The following is a 386-nucleotide window of genomic DNA, read 5'->3' as shown; positions in this document are numbered from 1 at the left end:
GCCCTGGAAAGTTGATCTGAGCTCTCAGTAAATATCAATACGGTTCTGACGAGCCGCTTACAAATAAGAAGAGGAAACGCAGCAGAATTATTTTCAGGGATACGGCACATCGCTATTAATATTTTGACGAATGATAAGGTATTCAAGGCAGGGTTAAGACGTAAGATGAGAAAAGCAGCCATGGACAGAGACTACCTCGCCTCAGTCCTTGCGGGGAGCGGGCTTTCGTAATCTTGCCCTGGATGGTCCGGCGGGAGATATAGTGGCTTGGAGTGCTTTTAGTGCTGAAGCCGGTAGTATGTCATTTTAATTGCGAAACAGAGGTTGTCAACGCCAAGATTATTGGCCGTTTTTCGCCATTTTTAATGTCCGCTATTGGTCATTAA

General features: G+C 45.3%; 1 pseudogene. It reads left to right on the top strand.

Annotated features, from left to right (window positions below):
- Positions 1 to 60 precede the first annotated feature (60 nt).
- A pseudogene (locus A7090_RS23420) lies at positions 61 to 231 on the top strand (ISAs1 family transposase); the annotation flags it as partial.
- Positions 232 to 386 lie beyond the last annotated feature (155 nt).

The sequence above is a fragment of the Escherichia sp. MOD1-EC7003 genome, assembly GCF_002965065.1.
GTDB lineage: Bacteria > Pseudomonadota > Gammaproteobacteria > Enterobacterales > Enterobacteriaceae > Escherichia.
The sequence above is the reverse complement of the archived record's forward strand: the minus strand, read 5'-3'. Positions and strand labels throughout refer to the sequence as shown.